The sequence below is a fragment of the Azospirillum melinis genome, assembly GCF_013340935.1.
Classification (GTDB): Bacteria; Pseudomonadota; Alphaproteobacteria; order Azospirillales; family Azospirillaceae; genus Azospirillum; species Azospirillum melinis.
The window spans coordinates 17463-37317 of sequence record NZ_WHOS01000012.1; the positions used below are offsets into that span (position 1 = coordinate 17463).

The following is a 19855-nucleotide window of genomic DNA, read 5'->3' on the forward strand; positions in this document are numbered from 1 at the left end:
AACGAGAGAGCTTATGGACGGGGTGCCCGGCAGCGGAGCGGACGTGATCCGCGCCCAGTTGCCGACCCTTCCGGACACGCCCGGCGTCTATCGGATGCTGGCGGCCGACGGGTCGGTCCTTTATGTCGGCAAGGCGAAGAACCTGAAGCGGCGGGTGGCCAGCTACACCCGGACCGACGGGCTGCCCAACCGCACCCGGCGGATGGTGTCGCTGACCCGCTCCATGGAGTTCGTCACCACCCACACCGAGGCCGAGGCGCTTCTGCTGGAAGCGAACCTGATCCGCAGCCTGCTGCCGCCCTTCAACATCCTGGTGAAGGACGACCGCTCCTTCTCCTACATCGTCATCGGCAAAGGACACGACTTCCCCCGGCTGATGCATCATCGCGGCAGCGCCGAGCGGCGCGGCACATCGGGAAAGGGCAACCGTCGCGAGTCCGACCTGTTCGGCCCCTACGCCTCGCCGCATCTGGTCGGCATGACCATCGCCGCCCTGCAACGCGCCTTCCTGCTGCGCACCTGCGACGACGGGGTGTTCGCCTCGCGCACCCGGCCCTGCCTGCAACACCAGATCAAGCGCTGCTCCGCTCCCTGTGTCGGCCGCGTCGACGAAGAGGAATACGCCGCCCAGGTCCAGGGCGTGCGCGACGTGCTGTCCGGCCGCAGTGCGGAGGTGCAGGCGGAGTTCGCCCGCCACATGCTCGACAGTTCCGACCGGCTGGAATACGAGGACGCTGCCCGCTGGCGCGACCGCATCCGCGCCCTGACCGCGCTGCAAAGCCGCCAGGACATCAATCTGGAGGACACGCTGGGCGATGCCGACGTGCTGGCCCTGCACCGGGAGGGCGGTGCGGCCTGCGTCCAGGCCTTTTTCTTCCGCGGGGGCCGCAACCAGGGCACCCGCGCCTTCTTCCCGCGCGTGGATGCCGAGGAGGAGCCGGGCGACATCCTGGCCGCCTTCGCCGCCCAGCTCTATGCCGACACCCCGCCGCCGGGCCTGCTGCTGCTGAGCGATCCGGTCGAATCAGCGGAACTGCTCGAGGAGGCGCTGAGCCTGTCCGCCGGGCGCCACGTCGCCGTGGAATGTCCGAAACGCGGGCCGAAGCGCCGCGCGGTCGAACATGCGCAGACCAACGCCCGCGACGCGCTGGGCCGCCGGCTGGCCGAGCGCTCCACCCAGGCGACGCTGCTGGAGGGGGTGGCGCGTGTCTTCGGCCTGCCCGACGCGCCGCGCCGGGTCGAGATCTACGACACCTCGCACATCCAGGGATCCTTCCCGGTCGGCGCCATGGTGGTGGCCGGGCCGGAGGGGTTCCAGCGCAATGCCTACCGCCGTTTCTACATCCGCGATCCCGAGGCCGCCGGCAACGATTACGCCATGCTGCGCGAGACCTTCACCCGCCGCTTCCACCGCAGCAGCGATGCCGGTCGGGATTCCGGCCAGTGGCCCGACCTAGTCCTGATCGACGGCGGTCTCGGCCAACTGAACGCGGTGAAGGACGAGCTGGCGATGCTTCAGATCACCGACATCCCGTTGGTCGCCATCGCCAAGGGACCGGACCGCAACGCCGGGCGGGAGCGCTTCTTCCGCCCCGGCCAGCCGCCGCTGACGCTGGAGCCCAACGATCCGGTGCTGCATTTCCTGCAAAGGCTGCGCGACGAAGCCCACCGCACCGCCATCGACAGCCACCGCGCCCGGCGGATGAAGGCGATCTCACACAGCCGCATCGACGGCATCCCCGGCATCGGCCCGGCCCGCAAGAAGGCGCTGCTGCATCATTTCGGCAGCGCCACCGCCGTCGCGTCCGCCGGGCTGAAGGATCTGGAGGCAGCCCCCGGCATCAGCGAGGCGATCGCACGGAAGCTCTACGAGCATTTCCACGGATAGGCGGTTACGGCACACTCTTCCCCGTGAACGGATTCCAGCCCAGCGCCGCCAGCGCCGCCCAGGCAGTGGCGCCCAGATGGGGCCGGCGGTAGTAGAGGAAGTCGTCGGTCTTGCTGTCCGGCCCGATGGCGAGCCCGGTGGACAGCACCTGCGGCCGGGTGGCGTAGAGATAGCCGCCGGGGCTGACTTCCTTCAGAATCTCGCCGAACAGCCGGTCGGCATCGCCGCGGCGGCCGACGCTGCGGTAGGCGAGCGCCGCCTGCGCCGTGCCCTCCACCCACATGCCGTCGCGGTCGTCGTTGAAGTCGAACCCGCCGTCGGCGCCATGGGCGCGCTCCGCGTAGGCGAGTGCCGCCCGCCACGCCTCTGGCGCCTTCGGCAGCAGCAGCGGCCAGAGCTGCGCATCGAGGCCGGAGGTCGAGGTGCTGATCGTCACGCCGTCCGGCGCGGTGCCGATGGGGAAATGGTCGCCGCCCGCCGTCCACAGCGTGTCGAGGAAGGCGCGCGCCTCACGCTCCGGCCCGGCGAAATCGTCGCCCGAACCGTCTCCGGAACTCTTGCCGAGCCACGCGAACAGCGCGACCAGATCGGTGTTGTGCTCCGTCGATTTCCAGGTCAGCGGCTGCGGCGCGTCGTCGAAGCCCTGGACGCCGCCGTTGAAGCCGCCGGGGCCGCGCGGGTCGCGGGTATGCTCCACCACCCAGCGCGCCAGTTCGACCGCACCGTCGCGGAAGCGCTTCTCACCGGTGGCGTCGGCCAGCGTCAGCAGGGCAAGACCGGCCCAGGCGACATTCCCGGTGGCGGTGCCGACCTGATAGGGGTCCTCGCCCCAATGATTGCCGACGGCATCCCACCAGCCGTTGGGCGGGATCGGCCGCTGCTTCTGTGCGCCGGCCCGATAGGTGTTGCGCAGACGCCCCTTCCAGCCGGCACGGTCGAGCGACACGGCGTCGAGCAGCGCCTCGCCGATGCGCAACGCCTTGTCACGCTGGCCGCAGGCGGTCAGCGCCATGATCGCCAGCGCGTTGTCGTAGGTGAAGGCGGCGTTGGACAGCGCCGGCTCCGAGGTCGGGCCGGGCGCGTAGGAATTGTCGTAGCTGCGCAGGAACAGCGGCCCGCGCCCGGGCACCTCGTCGACGCGCGCGGCCAGCGTGCCGCAGGTCTTTTGCGCCAGTTCCTTCGCCGGCGGAGCCGGCGCTGCGGCTGCGGGAGTCATCAGCGCGGATAGTCCAAGGGCGACCGCAGCCAGCGCCGAGCGGCCGAACCGCATCCCTCGCCGGGAAAGCACCCGCTCGATGCTTGCACAGTTGGAGCTTGCACGCTTGGACATCGACACCGCCGGCCAATTCAAAGAGGCCCCTGATATGGCCCCTTTGCCGGCCGACGGCAACCGAACGGACTCGGCCCCCTCCCCCGTTGGGAGAGGGCGGAGCCAACCGGCTTACAGCGGCGCCAGACCGGCCATGATGTGCGTCTTGCGCTCGGCATAGGCGCTGCCCAGTTCGGCGGCACGGTCGTCGTCCAGGGCCTCCTTGGCCTCCTCGAACAACTCCTCTTCCTCCTCATCCAGGTGGTGGCGGACCAGTTCGCCCAGCACCTGGAGCTTTTCCTTCCAGCCGCTGTCGGTTGTCTTCATCGCGTTCAGCTCGTCCAGCAGGCCGTTGATGAGGTGATGCTCGTTCAGCCCCTCGACGGTTTCCGACTTCGCTTCCTTCACCTTCTTCAGAGAGGCGTAGAAGACGCCCTCCTCCACCTTCGAATGGGCCCACAGCTCGCGCTGCAGTTCCTCGAACACGGCGCGGCCGCTGCCATTGGCCTTCTCGGTCTTGTCCAGAAGGCTGCGGATGGTGTCGTGGTCGGTCTTGATGCGGGCGAAGATGTCGGCCTGGGTACCGGTGGTCTTGCTGGCCATCGTCGGGGTCCTTGGCAATTGAGGGCAATCGTGGTGTGAGCATGTTGAACGATTGCCAATAGAACCCCGTCGCGGCCGGACTGTTCCCGGCCGCGTCCCTTTCAACATGGCCTTACACCTTTACCCGCGCGGATGCGTTTCCACGAATTCGCGCAGGGTGTGCATCAGATCCACCGCATGGGCGACCTGGCCGTGGGCACAGGCCTCTGCGATGTCGTCGGCGATGATGTGGGCGATGCGGTCGGCCCCGCCGGGGCAGTGGGCAAGGCAATGGCCCATCTCCACGGCGACCATTTCCGGAACATGTTCGTGTTCGGCAATCGCGTCGATCTCGGCTTCGGTGAGATCGCTCAGCGCGATGCAGTCCTTGATCGTCAACATGGCGCGTTCCTCCCGGGAACGGCCGGACCGCCCTGCTGGCAGGGTCGTGGAACGGTCCTGCTTGAAACGGCATCCCTGCAAATGCCGGAGCCGCACGGGCCCCCGCCAACTGAAGGCGGCGGGGAAACCGCGCGGCCGAAGACCGGCAAAAATCAGTGAGCCATCAGAACCGGCAGCCCGGCGTGGTTCAGCACGTAGCGCGTGACACCGCCCAGGATCATTTCCCGCATCCGGCTGTGGCCATAGCCGCCCATGACAAGCAGGTCGGCGCCCAGCTCAACGGCTTTCTTGGTGACCGTCTCCCCAACGGGTTCCGATCCCGGATGCAATACAGTTAACTCCGGGTTAACCCCTTGCCAAGCGAGATATTGGGCAATGCGACGTCCTGTCGCGCCCTCGGTAACCGAAGTTTCGGCGGTCAGCACATGGGTGCGGTCGGCGCTGCGCAGGAAGGGCAGAGCCGCGGCGACGGCGCGCGTCGCCTCCGTCTTGCCGTTCCACGCGACGGCTACGGTGTGGCCGATCTCCGCCGGCAGGGTCTTCGGCACCAGCAGCACCGGCCGGGCGGAACCCAGCAGCGCCGTTTCCATGGTGGTGTAGCCCTGCGTGTCGGCCTCGATGGAGGTGTGGGCGCAGACGATCAGGTCGGACAGGCGGCCTTCCGCCGGCACGACGTCCTCGATCCGGCCGATCACCTCGCGCCAGGAGGCGGACGGCGCCTCGACCCCGCCGGGGACATCGCGAATTTCGAACCCGGCCTCCGCGACCGCGGTGTCGAAATGGCGGCGGGCGGCGGCGCGATGGTTGTTCGACTCCGTCTCCGCCGCGCGCATGATCTCGTCCACCATGGCACCGGACATGCCCTCGCCCAGCATCGGCACGGCATCGCGCGGGTCGAGGCGGACGAACAGGCCGACGAGGTGGGCGTCGAAGTCCCGCGCCACCACCACCGCGCCCTTCAGGGCGACCGGATCGTTGTCACTGCCGCACAGCGGCACAAGGATGGTCTTGTAGGTCATGGACTCCTCCCGGACCGGTTCGAGCGGCCCTTCCCGGACGGCGGCGGTCCACCCGCCGGTGTGGCGGGCAATTCTCGCCCTTGCCGTCATTTGCCCCGTCGTCGCTGCGGTCCGCGGCCCGGGGCGGAGGCCGCCAACCTTTGAGATATGGCCCTTAACGCGTTGTCTCACCTCGAATTAGGCCAAGCTTGCACGGGCGTCGTCCAGCACATCCGACGCAACCCTGCCAGAATCCAGGCGCGCCCAGCCGATGCTCCCCAGATCGTAGGATTCCTGCCGTTCCACCACCTCGGCGGTGGCGTCTGAGGCATCGTTGCGACGATTGGTCACACGCTCCACCCGCTCCGTCAGCGGTGCCTCTAGCCAGATGCCGTCGAAGCGGACCCCGGCCCCGGCGGCGACCTCCGCGATCCGGTTGCGCTCGTCGGGCCGGGCGCTGACCGCATCGACCACCACGGCCTGACCGGCGGCCAACACCGCCGCGGCCCGCCGGTAAAGCTCCCTATAGACCCGCTCCGTCATGGCCGGGCCATACCCCTCGGCCGGCAGCCGGTCGCCGTCGGCCACCCCGCACAGCCGCTTGCGCAGCACGTCGCTGCGCAGGACAACCGCACCGGGCGGCGGTCCCAAGTCCGGCGCGATCTCCTGGGCCAGCCGCGTCTTGCCGCTGCCGGACAGCCCGCCGACCGCGACCAGCCGCGCCGGCACCGGGTCGAGCACGGCAAGCGCCTGCTCCAGGTAGCACCGTGCCTCCCCGGCCAAAGCCTCGTCCGCCGCCCCCTCCAGCCGCAATGCCGCGGCCGACACCTTGGCCCGCACCGCCGCCCGCAGCGACAGGAACAGCGGCAGCGCCGCCAGCCCGGCATAATCGCCCGTCTCCTCCAGATAGCGGTTCAGCACGGCGTTGCCCAACGGCCGCAGCCCGCGGTGATCCAAGTCCATCAGCAGGAAGGCGAGATCGTAAAAAACGTCGGCCACCGCCAACGCCTCGTCGAATTCGATGGCGTCGAACAGGGTCGGCTCGCCGTCCAGCAGGACGATGTTGCGCAGATGCAGGTCGCCATGCCCATGACGGACGAACCCCGCCCGCCGCCGCTCCTCCAGCACCGGCGCCAGCCGGTCGAGCGCATCGCCGGTGCGCTCCGCCAGCAGTTCCAACATCGCTGCGGGGAACAGGTCCGGAGCGGCCTGCAGATCGGTGATATTGCCGTCGGCCACCGCCCGCATCGCCTCCGCCCCGCCGCCATCCGACCGGGAAGCGGCCTCCCGGTGGAAGGCGGCGATCCGCTCGGCCAGACGGCGCATCAGGGCGGGGGTCAGCGCCTGCCGCTCCGCCATGCGGTCGAACAGCGCCTCGTCCGGGAAGCGCGCCATCGACACCAGCCAGTCGACGGCTCCATCTGCACCCCCGCTCTCGTCCAGCCGCAGCCGGCCATCGTCCCCGCGGCGGATGGCGACCACGCCGCGGTAAAGCGCCGGCGCGGTGCGGCGGTTGATCGCCAGTTCCTCGGCGCAGGCGTCATGGCGCTTCCCGACCGTCGAGTAATCGAGATAGGGATAGCGCACCGCGCGCTTCAGCTTCAGCGCCCGGTCCCCCGCCAGGAACACCGATGCCGCATGGGTGTCGATCCGCTCGACCGCCAGCCCGCCATGGGTGTGCGGATCGCCGAGAAAGGCGATCACCTCCTCTTGCTGCCCGGCATCGGAAGACCGGCCGGCAGACGGTTCGGCGGGATGCGCGGTCATGACGATAGAATAACAGAGCATGATCCTGCCCCGCTCCTGCTTTCATGGTTGAAACGCAGATGGCGATAACGACATCCTAGGGGTAGTGCCGATACTCCATGGGTCAGTTGCCACGCCCCTTCGTTATAGTGGCCGGACCTCATGGTCCGACCCGATTTGCCGTGAAGAGGGCCGTGGGGAGGGGGGTGCCCGTGAAACGCATGCGCAGCAGCCACCAGAGGAAACGCCTGCCGGCCGTCCTGGCCGCCAGTCTGCTCGGGTTCGCCCTGACGGGGGGCGGAGTTGCGACCAGCGGAGTTGCGCTTGCGGAGTCGATCGACGCCGACGGCCGGTTCGGCAACTGGGCGCTGGGCGGCCTCGCCTACAGTCAGCAACTGCCGCCGGAAAGCAACCTCACCGTCCTGAACAGCAAGGTGCGGATCGGGTCTTCGCTGGTCCCGCAGATCGAACCCTATGTCAACATCCAGCCCTGGATCGGACCGGCCACCGGCAGCAGCGTGACCCCGCGCAGCGCCGTGACCGGTCTTTCCCGCGGCCTTTCCGGGGGCCTAAGCGGCGGCGTGCTGGTCGACGTGCCGCTCGGCTCCTTCGTCTTCACCCCCAGCGTCGGCGCCGGCACCCTGCCCACCGCCCGGCGCGAAGGCGCCCCCACCACCGAATTCCGCTCGCAGCTGGAATTGGGCTATGAGTTCGACAACAAGTCGCGCTTCAGCCTGGGCTACAGCCGCATCGTCAACGATGCCTCGGCGGGCGATCCGGCGGCCGGCACCAACAACGTCTTCGGCTTTTACTACCGCCTGCCCTTCGGCGGCCCGTGACCGCCCGGACAAGACCGGGACATCGTGCCGCGGCGTCCGGTGCGGTGAAAACGCGCGCAACGGTAGCGTCTTAACCGCATTTTAAACATGGTTGGCTCAAGTGGACGCGGACCGAACGCTCCCTGGGGAACCCACCATGGCCACCAAGCGCAAGACCGCCTCCTCCGCCGCTCCCGCAACCGCTCCTGCCGCCGCTGCGCCGGTGTTCGAGCCTCCGGTGGAAAGCTGGGCAGACACCATCCTGCGCACCAACTTCGCGTCGGTGGAACAGGACAGCATCGTCCTGCTGCAGGCGGCCGGCGCCCTTCTGGAATCGGACTCGCCGGACAAGGTGACCGTCACGCTGGACCAGAACCTGAAGCTGTGGATCGCCATCAAGACGGTCCTGCTGAACAGCGACTGCCCGGTGGAGCCGGAGGTGAAGGCCAACCTGCGCAACTTGGCGCAGTATGTCGTGTCCACCACCATGCTGGCGACCCAGGGCGCCATCGAGACGGCCAAGCTGGTCTCGCTCGCCCGCCTGAACATGAACATCGCCGAGGGGCTGCTGAGCGGCCACCGCAACCGCATGATCCAGGAACGCGCCTATCAGATCTGGGAAGAGGACGGCCGCCCCGAGGGCCGCGAGCAGGAGCACTGGCTGCGCGCCGAGGCGGAGGTCTCCGGCCTGTTCAAGGTCCAGTCCTGACGGACAACCGAAGCGGGTTTACGCAACACCGCCATACCGCCCCGGCATGACCGCCCGCGTCGCGACACCGTGACGCGGGCGGCAACGCTTGGTAGGCTCGGCGCACCGTGACCGCCCCGCCTCAGACCACCCACCCCACGCACGAGCGCGTCGACAATACGCCCCGCGGCATCGCCGCGATGCTGATGTCGGTGCTGTTCTTCTCGCTGATGAACGTCCTGGCGAAGCTCCTGATGGACCGCTTCCCGGTGACAGAAGTCATGTTCTTCCGCAGCCTGTTCGCGCTGATCCCGGTCTGCCTGGCGATCCATCTCGGCACCGGTTTCGCGACGACGCTACGCACCCGCTATGCCTGGGGCCATATGGGACGGTCGCTGATCGGGCTGACCACCATGATCGCCATGTTCTGGTCCTTCCACCTGCTGCCGTTGGGCGACGCCATTGCGCTGAACTTCGCAGCGCCGCTGTTCCTCACCGCGCTGTCGGTGCCGCTGCTGAGCGAGAAGGTCGGCATCCACCGCTGGAGCGCGGTGCTGGTCGGCTTCGCCGGCGTGCTGATCATCGTGCGGCCGAGCGGCGACGTGCTGAACCTGGGCGCCATGATCGCGCTGTTCGGCGCGCTGACCAACGCGCTGGCGATGATCGCCATCCGCCAGTTGAGCCGGACGGAGCGGCCGGACACCATCGTCTTCTACTTCACCCTGCTGACCACCGTCCTGCTCGGGCTGTCGCTGCCCTTCTCCTGGGTCACGCCGGACCCGATGGACTGGCTTCTGCTGCTGGTGACCGGCCTGTTCGGCGGCTGCGGCCAGTTGATGCTGACCCGCGCCTATTCGCTGGCGCCGGCGGCCGTGGTGGCACCGCTGAACTACACCTCGCTGCTGCTGGCTGTCATCTTCGGCTGGTTCATGTGGGGCGAGGTGCCGACCGCGACCATGGCCGCCGGGGCCGCCGTGGTGATGGCGAGCGGCCTCTACATCCTGCACCGCGAAACCCGGCGCCGCACCACCGTGACCAAGCCGCTGCCGGCCGGCGACGGCGACTGATCCTCCACGAAATTTCAGCCCATCGCCGCGCGTCATAGTTTCGCCATGCCGCGATGATGGGCTGTACCATCGATTAGAGGTGAACGAACCGGCGGGTAAATTCCCCGGGCGGCGCCTATATGATTGGTTCGCGCGAGCACACCGGTCCGCGGCAGGCGACATGCCGGACCGGCTGCCGTACGGCGCGAAGGGGGCGGCATGAAGCAGAACGAGCGACGCAGCGACGCCGGAGCTGAGCGACGGCGGACCGCGGACCCGGCGGACGGCGTGACGGAACCCCGGCTCCGCCTTGCCCAGGCGCGCGCGGCGCTGCTGTGGGAACGGCTGGGGCCGGCTTTGTGGGCGCCGCTGTCGGTGCTGGGCGGCTTCCTGGCGCTCGCCCTGCTCAACCTGCTGATCCTACTGCCGGGCTGGCTGCATGGGCTGTCCCTGCTGGTGCTGGCCGCCGCCTTCCTGTGGTCGCTCACCATCGGCATCCGGCGTTTCCGCACCCCGGTCGAGGATGAGGCCCGCCGCCGGCTGGAGCGGGACAGCGGCCTCGCCCACCGTCCGCTGCACACCCTGCGCGACCGTCCCGCCGGCAACGACCCGACCGCACAGGCGCTGTGGCGCCTGCATCAGGAACGCACGCGCGCCGCCATGCGCGGCCTGCGCGTCGCCTGGCCGGGAACCGAGGTGCCGTCGCACGACCGTTATGCCCTGCGCGCCCTGGTGATCCTGACTCTGGTGGTCGCCGGAGCCGCCGCCTGGGGCGACTGGCGCCCGCGGATCGCCGCCGCACTGACCCCGCAGTTCGCCGGCGGCACCGCCACCGCGGCGGCGACGCTGGATCTCTGGATCAACCCGCCCGACTACACCGGCCTGCCGCCGGTCTTCCTGAAATCCGGCTCCGCCGCGAAGCCCGCCGCCCAGCCAGGAGCCCAGCCGGCACCCCAGCAAACCGCCGCCGGAACGCCTGCCGCGGACCAGCCGGTCCATATCCCTCAGGGCAGCCTCGTTCTCGCCCGCGTCACCGGCGGCAGCGGCACCCCCAGCCTGGAGGCCGGCGACCAGACCGGCCCGTTCGAGGCGGTGGACTCCAGCAATTTCCAGGTGCAGAAGCCGGTGACCGGCGGCACCCGCATCGCCGTCACCCAGGGCGGTCGCACGCTGGGCTCCTGGCCGATCCAGGTGGTGCCCGACCGCGCGCCGATCATCGCCCACGCCACTCCGCCCGCTGCCGGCGAACGTGGCGCGTTGAAGCTCGACTATGCCGCCCGCGACGATTACGGCCTGACCGAGGTGAAGGCGCAAATCCGCCTCGCCCCGGAGACGCCGCCCGCCCCTGCACCCGGCGCGGCGAAGCCCGATGCCGCACCCAAGCCGGACAAGGCCGGCACCGAGCAGGTGCTCGAATTCCCGCTGTCGCTCCCCGGCGTCCGCCCGAAGGACGCGCGCGGCACCGCCTTCCAGGACCTGACCGCCCATCCCTGGGCCGGCATGCCGGTGACGGTTCGGCTGACCGCAGCCGATGGGGCCGGCCAGACCGGCCGCTCGGAAGATGCGGCGATCATCCTGCCGGAGCGCACCTTCAACCATCCCGTCGCCCGCGCCATCGTCAACCAGCGCAAGATCCTGACCCGCAGCCCGCAGGAGTCCCGTGTCCAGGTCGCCCGCGCGCTGGCGGAGATCTCCGCCCGCCCCGACAGCTACGGCAACGACATCGTCGCCTTCCTGTCCCTGCGCACCGCCCTGGCCCGACTGATGCTGGACCAGAGCGCGGAGTCCGTCCCCGCCCTCCAGCAGCTTTTGTGGGAAACCGCGCTGCGCATCGAGGACGGCGGCCTGTCGCTGGCTGAGAAAGACCTGCGCGACGCCGAAAAGCGGCTGTCCGAGGCTCTGGACAAGAACGCCTCCGACGAGGAGCTGAACCGCCTGATGGACGAGTTGCAGGCGGCGCTCGACAAGTTCATGGACGCCATGGAACAGCGGATGCTGGAAGCCATGCAGCGCGGCGAGCAGATCCCGATGGTCCCGCCGGAGATGGCGGACAAGATGACCGACCGCAATGACTTGCAGCAGATGCTCGACCGCATGCGCGAGATGGCGCAGACGGGGTCGCGCGACGCCGCCCGGCAGATGCTGTCCCAGCTCCAGCAGATGCTGGAGAACATGCGCTCCGGCGCCATGGCCCAGATGAACCAGCAGAGCGGCCAGCAGCAGCAGAACCAAAACTGGGAGATGATGCAGCAGTTGCAGAAGCTGGCGCAGCAGCAGCAGCAGCTCCTCGACCAGAGCTTCCGCCAGTCGCAGGAGTCGATGGACCAGCAGGGGCAGCAGGGCGACCAGCCCCGCGGCCGCCAGCCCAACCAGCGCCGGAACCAGCAGGGCCAGCAGCAGAATTCGGGAAGCCCGACCATGCAGAAGCAGGCCGAGCAGCAGGAGGCGCTGCGGCGCCAGCTGGGCGAGCTGATGCGGCGCATGGGTGAACAGCAGGGCGGCGAGATCCCCCAGCCGCTGGGCCGCGCCGAACGCGCCATGCGCGACGCCGCCCAGGCCTTGCAGCAGGGCGCCCCCGGTGCTGCGGTTCCGTCACAGACCGAGGCGATGGAACAGCTTCAGCAGGGCATGCAGGGGATGGCCGAGCAGATGGCCCAGCAGATGATGGGCCAGGGCGGGCCGGCGATGATGGGTCAGCAGGGCCAGATGCCCCGCCAGGGCCGGGGCCGCGACCCGCTTGGCCGCCGCCCGTCCGGCTACGGCATGCAGGATTCCAACGACGTGAAGATTCCGGAACAGTCTGAACTCCAGCGCGCCCGTGAGATCCTCGACGAACTGCGCCGCCGCTCCGGCCAGTACGGACGCCCGCAGGAGGAGCGCAACTACATCGACCGGCTGCTGAAGCAGTTCTGACGGCCCGCTTTCAGCGGCGTTTTCTGCGGCTGGCTTTCAGCGGCTGGCTTTCAGTGGCTCAGGCACAAAAAACGGGACCGGCACTGGCCGGTCCCGCCCGACAGACGCCTTCAAGCTGCCTTGCCCCTTATTCCTCCGGACGGTCGTTGTCCGGATTGTGGTTGGCGGCGTGATCCTGCATCTGTTCGGTCTGCACGGCCTTGCTGTCCAGGCCGCGGGCGTCGGAGTGACGGGACTTGTCGCGGTTCGACAGCACCATGTTGTCGCCGATGGCGCCGGCCGGCAGGTCGGTGGTGGCCCCGGTGCCGGTGCCCTTGCCCTGCCCGCTCGGGCTCATGTGCTTCTTGCTGGCGTTCGCCATCGCGTATTCTCCATCGGTTGGCCACCCCGGACCGCCGGGAAATGGACTTCCGGCGGCGGGCGGCTGGATTTCAGGAAATCGCTGCTGGATTATTACTGGTTAGGCTGCGGATTGCGTGGCTGGGTGCTGTCCATGCCGCCGGCCGCACCCGCATTGTGGCCGGTCGTGTTGTGGTCGGTGCTGCTGTCGCTGCTGGTGCCATGGCGCTTGCCCAGCGAGACGGTGGTGTCGTCGTACTTGAACTCCGCCATCTGCTTGACCTGATCCTCGGTCACCTGCCGGGCGACGAGGCGGTCGCTGTCGGAGCGCAGCAGGTTGTAGTCCAGCGCCACATGCTTGGCGCCGATGCCCAGCACGCCGCCGCGGTTCAGGATCACTTGGGTGGCCTTGCCGGTCTGGGCGTCGAGGATGATGTCGGCGACATCGCCCAGCTTCTTGCCGTTCTCGCCATAGACATCCTTGCCCATCATCTTTTCGAAGCTGGTGCTTTGCTGGGCGGCACCGCCGGCAGCGGAAGCGACATTCGGGCGCAGGTCGCGGACCTGGCGCAGATGCTGCTCCAGCGTCGGCAGGCTCTGTTCGGCGAAGCGCCGCAGGTCGGCGTCCTTACCATTCTCCGCCTGCTGGCGGAACAGGGTGACGGCGGTCTGGTGGGCGTCCATCTGGCCCTGGAGATAGGCGGAATCGAACTGGTCGCCCTTCAGGCCGCGCAGCTTGTCCAGCTTCTGCTGGTGCTCGGAATCGAGCTTGGTCGGCAGGGTCATCGACTTTTCCCGGGCCATGGTCTTCATGGCGTCGGAGGTCTTGGTGTGGTCGGCCACCATATGGCTGCCGAACTGCTTGACGCCCTGTTCCTTCGCCTGATCCTGCGCCAGCTTGCCCGCCTGGATCTCGAACATGTCGCTGATCGCCGCCTTTTCGGCGAACGTCATGTCCTGCTGCGCCAACTGGCCCTTCTCGGTCACGGTCTTGGCCGGCGCCGGCGTCTGGGCCAGCGACAGCGCAGGCGCCGTGAACAGGAGCATGGCGGCGGTCGCGAGAAGATGGTGGCGTTTCATAGCGGCGGCTCCTCGAATTGCATTGTGACTTGCAAGGTTTCCGGTGCCGGACGGCCAAACCTGCGGCCGGGCCGAAGCACCCCTCTTGCCCTTCTCAACCGTTGGGCGCGGCGGTCGTTCCCTCCCGGTCGAGGGCCGTCCGGTTCGTCCGGGGTGCCGCGCTTTTGCAGCCTCTGGACCAAGGGGGACGCGCCGGGGGTATATCCGAATGAGTGCTCGGCCTAGGCCACGCGTCCGGGGCAAGAAGGGAGGCTTATGACCCCGATGACCCCGGTATGCTTATGTCCCCAGTACGGAGGCCCGCTTGCTTCGTGACGCCCGCCATGTCCTGAACGGCACGCACATCGACTGCGATCTGTGCGTGATCGGTGGCGGTGCCGCCGGCCTGACCATCGCGCGCGAACTGGCGGGCGGCAGCTTGAGCGTCGTCCTGCTGGAAGGCGGCGGGCTGGAGGTCGACGGCATTTCCCAGGCGCTGTACGCCGGCCGCAACGTCGGTCTGCCCTATGAGCGGCTGACCACCGCGCGCAGCCGCTATCTGGGCGGCAGCACCAACTGCTGGGGCGGCTTCTCCCGCCCGCTGGAGCGGACGGATTTCGCCGAGCGCCCCTGGATTCCCGGCAGCGGCTGGCCGATCCCGCGCGACACGATGATGCCCTATTACGAGCGCTCGCACAGCGTGCTCGGCCTCGGCCCCTTCGAGTACGACAACGATTACTGGATGGAGCAGGTCCGCGGGCCGAAGACCGAACTGATTCCGGTGGAGAACGAGGACGGCAGCAGCGGCGCGTTCGAGAACCGCGTCGCCCAGCTCAGCCCGCCGATCCGCATGGGCGAGGCCTATCGCGCCGAGATCGGGCGGGCCGCCAACATCACCGCCTTCCTGAACGCCAACGTCACCGGGCTGGAAACCAACCATTCGGCCAGTGCGGTGGAACGGGTGCAGGTCCGCACCCTGGACGGCCCCGGCTTCACCGTCGGCGCCCGGCTGTTCGTGCTGGGCTGCGGCGGCATCGAGAATGCGCGCATCCTGCTGCTGTCCAACAAGGTGCAGGCGGCCGGTCTGGGCAACGGCAACGATCTAGTCGGCCGCTACTTCGCCGATCACCCGCGCTTCAAGACCTCGCCGATCCGCCTGACCCGGCAGGGCCATCACCGCACGCTCTACGACGTCAGCCTGTGCCTCGCCCGGCGGCGGCTGCGCCGGCCGCACCCGTCGATCGCGCTGGCCCTGTCGCCGACCGAGGCTCTCCAGGAACGGCACGCGCTGCCCAACTCCCGCACATATCTGGTCGCCTCCTACCATTCGGCAGCCCTGGACGCCTTCAAGGCGATGCGCGACCTGCGGCTCCTGCCGTCGCGCCACCGCTGCCGCCGCTTCGGCGTGTCGGAGGACGAGGCGGCAAGCCTGCTGCGCAACGCCGGCCCGCGCATCCTGCGCAGCATGCCGCAGCTGGCCCATGCGCTGTTCGACAGCACCATCGATCCGGGCTGGCTGCCCCGCCGCTTCACCCTGGAAACGGTGCTGGAACCGGTGCCCAACCCCGAAAGCCGGGTGACGCTGGACCACGCCACCGACCCGTTCGGCCGCAACCTGCCCAAGGTCGACTGGCGCCTGACCGCCCAGGACCGCTGGGGCGCCAGCGAAACCCAGCGCCTGCTGCGCGAGGACCTGCTGCGCCGCGGCCTGATCACGGTGGAGGACGCGGAGAGCACGGCCGAGGCGACGATGGCCGATGTCGGCTGGTGCTGGCACCATATGGGCACCACCCGCATGCATGACTCGCCGCGCCACGGCGTGGTCGATCCCGATGGGCGCGTCCACGGCGTGGGCAACCTCTACATCGCCGGCAGCTCCGTCTTCCCGACCATGGGCGCCGACCACCCGACCATGACCATCGTGGCGCTGGCCCTGCGCATGACCGATCGCGTCCTGGCCCTGTTGCAGGATGAACGCGGCAGTCCGCCCGCACCCGCGGTGGCCGCCTCGCTTTGAGCGGGGCGTCGGCGTCCTATATTCCTCTCCCTTGCGGAGAGGATGCGATTGCCATGGACCTGTTCGACGATGTTCCGGCCCCTTCCCCGCCGGGATTGCCGCCCCCCGCCGGACCGCTGCCGGACATCGTGGCGCCGGGGCTCGACTGCCTGTTCGTCGGCTTCAATCCCGGCCTGCGCTCCGGCGCGCTCGGCCATCACTATGCCGGGCGCGGCAACCAGTTCTGGCGCCTGCTGCACGAGGCCGGGCTAACGCCGCGCCTCTACCGGCCGGAGGAGGATGTCACCCTGCCGGCGATCGGCCTCGGCTCCACCAACCTCGTCGCCCGCGCCACTGCCAGCGCCGCGGACCTGTCGCGGGCGGAACTGCGCGGCGGCGTGCCGCGGCTGGCGCGGATCGTCGGTTTCGTCCGGCCGCGGGTGCTGGCCTATACCGGCAAGGGCGTCTATCTGGCGGCGACCGGCCTGCCCGACGCACCCTGGGGGGTGCAGGAGCGCAGCCTGTTCGACGGCGTCGCCGACGTGGTCGTACCGTCGCCGAGCGGTCTCGCCCGCCTGCCTTTCGAGGACAAGCTGCGCTGGTTCCGCGAGGTGCAGGCGGAGATCGAACGCCGGCGGCTTGTCTGAACCCATCGCCGACGGGGATGTCGCCTCCGTTGCAATTCCTGGGAAGGCGGCAGGGATTATTATCCGGACGGAGAATGCCGGCCGGTCAGGGCGGGATGCGAGGGGCACTCCCCCTGCCCCGGCATTTCGCCGGGAAAAGCCGGGCGGACCGATGCCGGCTTGGGCCATGCTATGCCCCGCATGACCGCGACCGACCGAACCCGTCCCGTTGAAGAGCAGTCACCGCAGACCGACAGAGTCGCCCTGCGGCTGCGCCGCCGCCATTGGGCAATCCTGGCGCTGGCCGTTCTGCTGCTGGGTGGGGTTCTGCGGGCGGCCTGCTATCTCACGGTGTTGACGCCGGCGACCGCTGCGGCAGAAGCCTGGAAAGACCCTTGGGGACCACGGCTTCCCGCGTCCCCCTTGACGGACGCGCATTCCCGGCAGCTCGCCCGGCTTCTGCATCTCGATGCGCCACACACAAAAGGGCCGGCGGAGACTCCCGCCCCTGCCGGCCCTGTGCTGCTGGATCCTGCGGTGAAGCTGCTGGTCGACCATGGCTGGCCTGCCCATCGCTCCAAGTCGATCCCGGTCGAGACGATCCCGCCTGCAACGATCCCAGCCGCTGCGCGGACGGCCGGGATCGTCGCAGTCTCGGACAAAGCCTCGCCTTAACTGACGATGCCGCCCCGGCTGAAGGGCAGCGTCTGCAACGGCTGGCCGGTCACCGAGAAGACGGCGTTCGCCACCGCCGGGGCCACGGTCGGGACGCCCGGCTCGCCGGCGCCGGTCGGCCGCTCGTGCGACGGCACGATGTGGACCTCCACCACCGGCATGTCCGACATCCGCAGCGGCAGATAGCTGTCGAAGTTGGCCTGATCGACCACGCCGTCGGTCATGGTGATCTCGCCGCGCAGCGCGTGGCCGATGCCCCAGCCGGCACCGCCCTCCATCTGCGCCTTGACGATGTCCGGGTTGACGACCTCGCCGCAATCGACGGCGACGACGATCCGGTCCACCTTGATCTGACCCTTGGCATCGACCGTCACATCGGCGACATGGGCGACATAGGTGTTGAAGCTTTCATGCACGGCGACGCCGCGGCCCTTGCCCTGCGCCAAAGGCTGGCCCCAGCCGGCCTTCTCGGCCGCCAGCTTCAGCACGCCGGCCAGACGCGGATGGTCCTTCAGCATCTCCATGCGGAAGGCCACCGGATCCTTGCCGGCCGCCTTGGCGAGGCGGTCGATCATCACCTCCTTGGCATAAGCCGTGTGGGTGTGCCCGACCGACCGCCACCACAGGGTGGTGACCGGCGAGGCGACGGTGTGGGCATCGACCGCGAGGTTCGCCACCGGATAGGCCATGTCCGAGGCGCCCTCGACCATCGTCGCGTCGACGCCGTCCTTGACCATCACCGCCTCGAACGGCGTGCCGGCCATGAAGCTCTGGCCGACGATACGCTGCTTCCAGCCGACGAGCGCACCCTTGGCGTCGACCGCCGCGGTGATCCTGTGCAGGAACAGCGGGCGGTAGCGGCCGCCCTTGATGTCGTCCTCGCGCGTCCAGACCAGATGCACCGGGGCCTTGGGATACGCCTTGGCGATCATCACCGCCTCGGCGATATAGTCGGCGTTGGTGGTGGCGCGCCGGCCGAAGCTGCCGCCGGCCCACTGGGTCTCGATCTTCACCTGCTCCGGCTTGCAGCCCAGGATGTGGGCGGCGGTCATCTGCTCGACCGTCTGGAACTGCGATCCGGCCCAGATGGTGCAGCCACCCTCCGGGTTCAGCGCCACCACGGCGTTCAGCGGCTCCATCGGCGCATGGGCGAGATAGGGGAAGACGAATTCGCCGTCCACCGCATGGCCGCCCTTGGCCTTGGCGTCGGCGATGGCCTTGTCGGCATCGCCCTTGTTCGCCGCGACCGAGCCCGGCTTTTCCGCCGTCTTGCGGTAGTCGGCCAGCATGGCGTCGGTGCCGCGGGTCTCGGCCTTGGCGTCGTCCCAGGCGACCGTCAGCGCCTCGCGGCCCTTCATGGCGGCCCAGGTATTCTTGGCGATCACCGCGACGCCGACCGGCAGGCTGATCACCTCGATGACGCCCGGCACCTTGCGGGCGGCGGCATCGTCGACGCTCTTCACCGTACCGCCGAAGCGCGGGCTGCGGGCCAGCACAGCCGTCACCTGACCGGGGCGGCGGATGTCCATCGAGAAGATGGCGGTGCCGTTGGTCTTGCTGATGTGGTCCAGCCGGTGCAGATCCGGCTTGCCGATCAGCACATAGTCCTTCTGCTCCTTCAGCTTGACCTGCTGCGGCACCGGCAGCTTCGCCGCCTCCTCCGCCAGTTCGCCGAAGGTGGCGCTGCGGTTGCTGGCGGCATGGCGGACCACGCCCTTCGACACCGTCACCTCGCCGGCCGGAACCTTCCAGCGCGCGGATGCCGCGGCGACCAGCATGGCGCGGGCGGCGGCGCCGGCCATGCGCAGCTCGTCCCAGCTGTTGGCCACGGCGGTGGAACCGCCGGTGCCCTGCACGCCGAAGAAATGATTGGCGTACAGCTTCTGGTCAGCCGGGGCGAAGGCGCCGCGCACCTGGCTCCAGTCGGCATCGATCTCTTCGGCCACGATGGTGGCGAGGCCGGTGACGATGCCCTGGCCCTTGTCGAGATGCTTGGCCAGCACGGTGACCGTGTTGTCCGGCGCCACGATGACGAAGGCATGCGGACGCGGGTCGGCCGGGCCGACGATCTTGGGCGCCGCTTCGGCGGCCAGCGCCGGCATCGGCAGATGCGCGCCGACGACCAGCGCGCCGGCCCCGGCGCCGATGGCCTTCAGGAAGCCGCGGCGCGAGGGGGCGGGCAGAGGCGTAAGCGACAGCCCGTCGCCGAAACCATGTTGGGCGGCCTGACGGATCAGATGATGCAGCATGGATCAGGCCCTCATCGTCTGGGCGGCATCCTTGATCGCCGCGCGGATGCGGACATAGGTGGCGCAGCGGCAGACATTGCCGTCCATCGCCGCGTCGATGTCCTGGTCGGTCGGGTTCTGGTTGTCGGTCAGGAGTGCTACGGCGCTCATGATCTGGCCCGACTGGCAATAGCCGCACTGGACGACGTCCAGCTTCTGCCACGCCGCCTGGACGGCCTGGGCGGCCTTGCCCTTAACGCCTTCGATGGTGGTGATCTTGCTGTCCGGCGTCAGCATGCCGACCGGGGTCTGGCAGGCGCGGGTCGGCGTGCCGTCGACATGGACGGTGCAGGCGCCGCACTGGGCGATGCCGCAGCCGAACTTGGTGCCGGTCATGTTCAGCTCGTCCCGCAGAACCCACAGGAGCGGCATGTCCTCGGGAACGTCGACCTGACGCTCCTCGCCGTTGACGTTGATGCGAACCATGGCTCTTGCCTCTTTCTCCCTGAACGGAACCGCCGGCCTGCCCCGACGATCTGAGG

17 protein-coding genes are annotated in these 19855 nt (G+C 69.1%); 8 read left to right on the plus strand and 9 right to left on the minus strand.

Translation table 11 applies throughout. The features are described from left to right. Window positions 1-13: 13 nt before the first annotated feature. A complete protein-coding gene (uvrC, locus tag GBZ48_RS11305) occupies window positions 14-1888 on the plus strand; it encodes an excinuclease ABC subunit UvrC (RefSeq protein WP_174471140.1) in 1875 nt (624 codons plus the stop codon). 4 nt (window positions 1889-1892) lie between these two features. Here uvrC and GBZ48_RS11310 read toward each other — a convergent pair whose 3' ends face one another. The 5 genes from GBZ48_RS11310 to GBZ48_RS11330 all read right to left on the minus strand — a co-directional run bounded on the left by GBZ48_RS11310 (window position 1893) and on the right by GBZ48_RS11330 (window position 6967). Further along, on the minus strand, window positions 1893-3104 hold the full coding sequence (locus tag GBZ48_RS11310) for a hypothetical protein (RefSeq protein WP_246307136.1): 1212 nt from the start codon (window positions 3102-3104) through the stop codon (window positions 1893-1895). 225 nt (window positions 3105-3329) lie between these two features. Next, entirely contained in the window at window positions 3330-3800 is a 471-nt protein-coding gene (locus tag GBZ48_RS11315; protein ID WP_174471142.1) for a hemerythrin domain-containing protein, read from the minus strand. Between the two features lie 120 nt (window positions 3801-3920). Beyond that, complete coding sequence (locus tag GBZ48_RS11320) at window positions 3921-4181, minus strand: hypothetical protein (protein WP_109049467.1); 261 nt, start codon at window positions 4179-4181, stop codon at window positions 3921-3923. 152 nt (window positions 4182-4333) lie between these two features. Then, a complete protein-coding gene (locus GBZ48_RS11325; protein WP_174471143.1) occupies window positions 4334-5200 on the minus strand; it encodes a universal stress protein in 867 nt (288 codons plus the stop codon). A 177-nt stretch (window positions 5201-5377) separates the two neighbouring features. After that, window positions 5378-6967: a bifunctional aminoglycoside phosphotransferase/ATP-binding protein gene (locus GBZ48_RS11330; protein ID WP_246307137.1), complete on the minus strand. Its 1590-nt coding sequence runs from the start codon at window positions 6965-6967 to the stop codon at window positions 5378-5380. A gap of 179 nt (window positions 6968-7146) precedes the next feature. Between GBZ48_RS11330 and GBZ48_RS11335 the strand changes: the two genes are divergently transcribed. The 4 genes from GBZ48_RS11335 to GBZ48_RS11350 all read left to right on the plus strand — a co-directional run bounded on the left by GBZ48_RS11335 (window position 7147) and on the right by GBZ48_RS11350 (window position 12390). Then, the gene (locus GBZ48_RS11335) at window positions 7147-7764 is read left to right on the plus strand and encodes a hypothetical protein (protein WP_246307148.1); all 618 of its coding nucleotides are present in this window, start codon (window positions 7147-7149) and stop codon (window positions 7762-7764) included. A 136-nt stretch (window positions 7765-7900) separates the two neighbouring features. Then, the gene (locus GBZ48_RS11340) at window positions 7901-8452 is read left to right on the plus strand and encodes a DUF2934 domain-containing protein (protein ID WP_174471144.1); all 552 of its coding nucleotides are present in this window, start codon (window positions 7901-7903) and stop codon (window positions 8450-8452) included. 107 nt (window positions 8453-8559) lie between these two features. Continuing rightward, window positions 8560-9498 (plus strand): EamA family transporter, encoded by a 939-nt coding sequence (locus GBZ48_RS36915; protein WP_174471145.1) that lies wholly within the window; start codon window positions 8560-8562, stop codon window positions 9496-9498. Between the two features lie 198 nt (window positions 9499-9696). Then, complete coding sequence (locus GBZ48_RS11350) at window positions 9697-12390, plus strand: TIGR02302 family protein (RefSeq protein WP_174471146.1); 2694 nt, start codon at window positions 9697-9699, stop codon at window positions 12388-12390. Window positions 12391-12517: 127 nt separating this feature from the next. Here GBZ48_RS11350 and GBZ48_RS11355 read toward each other — a convergent pair whose 3' ends face one another. Both GBZ48_RS11355 and GBZ48_RS11360 read right to left on the minus strand, forming a co-directional pair. Then, window positions 12518-12751 (minus strand): hypothetical protein, encoded by a 234-nt coding sequence (locus GBZ48_RS11355; RefSeq protein ID WP_174471147.1) that lies wholly within the window; start codon window positions 12749-12751, stop codon window positions 12518-12520. A 92-nt stretch (window positions 12752-12843) separates the two neighbouring features. Beyond that, window positions 12844-13809 (minus strand): DUF4142 domain-containing protein, encoded by a 966-nt coding sequence (locus tag GBZ48_RS11360; RefSeq protein ID WP_174471148.1) that lies wholly within the window; start codon window positions 13807-13809, stop codon window positions 12844-12846. A 304-nt stretch (window positions 13810-14113) separates the two neighbouring features. Between GBZ48_RS11360 and GBZ48_RS11365 the strand changes: the two genes are divergently transcribed. From GBZ48_RS11365 to GBZ48_RS11375, 3 genes are all read left to right on the plus strand, one after another. Continuing rightward, the gene (locus GBZ48_RS11365; protein WP_174471149.1) at window positions 14114-15805 is read left to right on the plus strand and encodes an FAD-dependent oxidoreductase; all 1692 of its coding nucleotides are present in this window, start codon (window positions 14114-14116) and stop codon (window positions 15803-15805) included. Window positions 15806-15858: 53 nt separating this feature from the next. After that, window positions 15859-16431, plus strand: a complete 573-nt coding sequence (locus GBZ48_RS11370; RefSeq protein WP_174471150.1) for a mismatch-specific DNA-glycosylase — start codon at window positions 15859-15861, stop codon at window positions 16429-16431. 180 nt (window positions 16432-16611) lie between these two features. Beyond that, complete coding sequence (locus GBZ48_RS11375; protein WP_174471151.1) at window positions 16612-17085, plus strand: hypothetical protein; 474 nt, start codon at window positions 16612-16614, stop codon at window positions 17083-17085. Here GBZ48_RS11375 and GBZ48_RS11380 read toward each other — a convergent pair. Then, the gene (locus tag GBZ48_RS11380; protein WP_174471152.1) at window positions 17082-19334 is read right to left on the minus strand and encodes a xanthine dehydrogenase family protein molybdopterin-binding subunit; all 2253 of its coding nucleotides are present in this window, start codon (window positions 19332-19334) and stop codon (window positions 17082-17084) included. The two genes, GBZ48_RS11375 and GBZ48_RS11380, sit on opposite strands and share 4 nt — an antisense overlap. Window positions 19335-19337: 3 nt before the next feature. Continuing rightward, window positions 19338-19799 carry a (2Fe-2S)-binding protein gene (locus GBZ48_RS11385; RefSeq protein WP_109448342.1) on the minus strand — a complete coding sequence of 154 codons (462 nt, stop codon included), beginning with the start codon at window positions 19797-19799 and terminating at the stop codon, window positions 19338-19340. Window positions 19800-19855: the final 56 nt, after the last annotated feature.

Bases quoted from the DNA above. Each gene is read 5' to 3' on its own strand.
- uvrC (WP_174471140.1), top strand. From the start codon at position 14: ATGGACGGGGTGCCCGGCAGCGGAGCGGACGTGATCCGCGCCCAGTTG.
- GBZ48_RS11310 (WP_246307136.1), bottom strand. From the start codon at position 3,104: ATGACTCCCGCAGCCGCAGCGCCGGCTCCGCCGGCGAAGGAACTGGCG.
- GBZ48_RS11315 (WP_174471142.1), bottom strand. From the start codon at position 3,800: ATGGCCAGCAAGACCACCGGTACCCAGGCCGACATCTTCGCCCGCATC.
- GBZ48_RS11320 (WP_109049467.1), bottom strand. From the start codon at position 4,181: ATGTTGACGATCAAGGACTGCATCGCGCTGAGCGATCTCACCGAAGCC.
- GBZ48_RS11325 (WP_174471143.1), bottom strand. From the start codon at position 5,200: ATGACCTACAAGACCATCCTTGTGCCGCTGTGCGGCAGTGACAACGAT.
- GBZ48_RS11330 (WP_246307137.1), bottom strand. From the start codon at position 6,967: ATGCTCTGTTATTCTATCGTCATGACCGCGCATCCCGCCGAACCGTCT.
- GBZ48_RS11335 (WP_246307148.1), top strand. From the start codon at position 7,147: ATGCGCAGCAGCCACCAGAGGAAACGCCTGCCGGCCGTCCTGGCCGCC.
- GBZ48_RS11340 (WP_174471144.1), top strand. From the start codon at position 7,901: ATGGCCACCAAGCGCAAGACCGCCTCCTCCGCCGCTCCCGCAACCGCT.
- GBZ48_RS11350 (WP_174471146.1), top strand. From the start codon at position 9,697: ATGAAGCAGAACGAGCGACGCAGCGACGCCGGAGCTGAGCGACGGCGG.
- GBZ48_RS11355 (WP_174471147.1), bottom strand. From the start codon at position 12,751: ATGGCGAACGCCAGCAAGAAGCACATGAGCCCGAGCGGGCAGGGCAAG.
- GBZ48_RS11360 (WP_174471148.1), bottom strand. From the start codon at position 13,809: ATGAAACGCCACCATCTTCTCGCGACCGCCGCCATGCTCCTGTTCACG.
- GBZ48_RS11370 (WP_174471150.1), top strand. From the start codon at position 15,859: ATGGACCTGTTCGACGATGTTCCGGCCCCTTCCCCGCCGGGATTGCCG.
- GBZ48_RS11375 (WP_174471151.1), top strand. From the start codon at position 16,612: ATGACCGCGACCGACCGAACCCGTCCCGTTGAAGAGCAGTCACCGCAG.
- GBZ48_RS11380 (WP_174471152.1), bottom strand. From the start codon at position 19,334: ATGCTGCATCATCTGATCCGTCAGGCCGCCCAACATGGTTTCGGCGAC.
- GBZ48_RS11385 (WP_109448342.1), bottom strand. From the start codon at position 19,799: ATGGTTCGCATCAACGTCAACGGCGAGGAGCGTCAGGTCGACGTTCCC.